Source organism: uncultured Gemella sp., from assembly GCF_963515875.1.
GTDB lineage: Bacteria > Bacillota > Bacilli > Staphylococcales > Gemellaceae > Gemella.
The window spans coordinates 1-3,054 of sequence record NZ_CAUPZX010000075.1 but is presented as its reverse complement, the minus strand read 5'-3'; the positions used below and the strand labels follow the sequence as shown (position 1 = coordinate 3,054).

Annotated in this window: 2 pseudogenes; both read left to right on the top strand. The window is 32.1% G+C overall.

Going from position 1 to position 3,054, the window contains the following annotated elements:
• A pseudogene (locus RWL85_RS08505) lies at positions 1-1,129 on the top strand (peptidase); the annotation flags it as partial.
• A 245-nt stretch (positions 1,130-1,374) separates the two neighbouring features.
• A pseudogene (locus tag RWL85_RS08500) lies at positions 1,375-3,054 on the top strand (peptidase); the annotation flags it as partial.

Genomic DNA, 3,054 nt, shown 5'->3' with positions numbered 1-3,054 from the left:
TGCTAAAGAAAAAGAGGAAGCCGCTCGTCTTGAAAAAGAAAGATTAGAAAAAGAAGCTGCTGCCAAAGCTCAGGCAGAAAAAGAAAAACTTGCCAAAGAAAAAGAGGAAGCCGCTCGTCTTGAAAAAGAAAGATTAGAAAAAGAAGCTGCTGCCAAAGCTCAGGCAGAAAAAGAAAAACTTGCCAAAGAAAAAGAGGAAGCCGCTCGTCTTGAAAAAGAAAGATTAGAAAAAGAAGTTGCTGCCAAAGCTCAGGCGGAAAAAGAAAAACTTGCCAAAGAAAATGCAGAAAAAGTTCGTATCAAAGCAGAAATACTTGCTAGAAAAAAAGTGGAAACTGAAAAATTAGAAAAACTAAAATCTGAAACGGTCGATGGTATTATGAAAGATAGCAGTATTTCAGAAGATGAAAAAGAAAAGTTTAAAGCAATTATAAATAATGCTACTCTTAAAGATACTTTGATAGCTACTGTGAAAAACGTGGGTGAAATTAGTAACATTAGTGTTTCATTTAACAACTCTAATATTAAAGCAACTCAATTTGTAGCCGTAGAAGCTGACGAAAAGAATACAAATAAAGTAGAATCTTTAGTTAAAAATGCTGATAAAAACATGCAAGTAATAAAAACGATTGATCTTCATTTTAAAGATGAAAAAGGAAATATAATCGATAAAAAAGGTGAAACTCGTACCGTTACTGTAGCACTATTAGCTAATGAGAATGAAAAAATAGAGGTTTATTATGTAAATGATAATAACCTTGAAAAAATTCCAAGTATCTATAAAGATGGAAAATTAACATTCTTTACAAATCACTTCAGCTTATACACTATTATTAAAAATGTAACAACGAACCAAGCTGCTTCTAACATTAATATAACACCTACTAATACACCTACATCATACAAAGATAATGCACCGGTTCAATCTGTACTTCCAGAATTCAATAGAAATTCTTTAACTAACAACACAGATTTAGAAGCAACAAAAACAAATGTTCAAGAAATAAAACACGTAGCTACAAATAATAAAACATTAGCAAAAACAGGAACGACTGTTACAGCTACTGGTTTCTTAGGATTAATATCATTACTTTCTGCTGTATTATTACGTAGAAAAACTAATAAATAATAATCATTATCAAATGGGTTCAGAAAATTTCTAAACCCATTTGTTTTTTTATATTGTGTCTAAATTGTGACTTATATTTGAATCTTTCGAGAAAAAAACTCCTATTTTAGAGTTTAAATGATACTAATTATCATTTTTTTCTTTATTTTTTGTTGTTTTTGTAATATAATAGTGATAACGATTCAATATTTAATCAAAACAATAAAATCTAATTTAAATACAAAATAAAGGAGACCCTTATTTATATGAAAAATACAACATTATTAAAAGTTTTGTCTGCGACTGCTATATTCTCAGCAATTGCAGCTATTGAAGCATATGATCAAGATAGCTTTGCTTATGCAGCAGAAACACCTGTTGTTGCAAGCAATCCAGCAACAGCAACCGCTCCTACAGCAGTTGCTCCAACTACTCCAGCAACAACTACAACAGCTCCAGCGACAGCAGTTACTGCACCAGCTGCTGCTACAAGTACTACTTCAGCTCATAACGCTGAAGAACCTGCTACTGTACCACAAGATGTTAAAGCTTTAAAAGATGGTGAATACAAGATTACTGCTGAAGCCTTAAAATTCTATGAAGAAGGTAGCCCTTCTATGGCTGCAGCTGCAATCGACAATGATAAAACAAAATTAATTGTAAAAAATGGTCAATACTCTGTAAATGTTTCATTTAAACCTATCACATTTGGTGGTCTTACAGGTTACTTAGGAGACTTAAAATACTATGATGGTGATAAAACTCATGAAAATCGTAAAGAAATTCAAAATAACGAGTTTAAAGACTCAACTATAGTTGAGAATTATAGTGCCAGTGAAACTGATAACTTTGTAGATGCATACAAAAAACAATTCCCAAATCGTACTGTTTATCCAAAAACAGTTAACTATAATGTGGATAAAAATAAAATCGATTCAAATAATAAACTAGAAACATATACTGAAGTGTTTGTTCCTGTTATGGCTTCAATTAATCCAGCTTTCGGAACTCAAAAAATGACTTTAAAATTTGACTTAACTTCACTTTCTAGAAAAAAAGTAACTGCAGATAACTATCAAGCCGCTACATACGATAATCCAAATAAAGACGTTGAATATAAAGGAGAAATCAAAAAACCTTTCCCTATTCACGTTCAAGGACACTTTAGAAATGCCAACAACAACGATGAAGAATCATTATACGGTTCTGCATTAGATAGTTATGTTAAAGTTGAAAAAGTTGGAGATAAATACAAATATACTCTAAGATTCAAAAAAGGTCTTGCTGATGTAGGTGGAGAATTCTATCCATTCGAATTACACAAAGTAGCATACCAAGGTAAAGATATTCCATTAACTACTTTAGCAACAAACGGAAATTCTTCAGTAAAAGAAGGATCTATCATTACTGATAAACTTTTAGAAAAAATTCAATTAGATGGTACTGCTCCTTATCCTAATGGAGCATTAATGTCTCACTTTGTTACATTGCAACTATACTATATAACTGCAACACCATATACAGAAAGACCTGCTAAAATTGAAGATGTAGTGGCTCCTACTAAACCAAAACCAGCAACACCTGCTCCTACACCGGTGAAACCTAAAGAAGACCCTACACCTGCTGCACCTACAGTTGCCGATCATGCAGTAACTGCTGATAAAGTACCTACTACTTTCCCTACTACTGTAAAAGGGGAATTATATGGTAGAACAACAGGTAAAGCTTCAATCTATGAAAAAGCATTCGTTAAAGATGTTAAAGTAGAAAAAGTTGGTGATAAATATCAATACACTATTCAAGTTAAAGAAGGACAAGATGATTCTAACTTCTTAATGCGCAACAAACCATTCACAGTTTCTAAACTTACATACAAAGGAACTGAAGTTAGCTTTACTGAAGTTGATGCAGCTACTAAACTAAAAGAAGGTAAAATCTTAACTGAT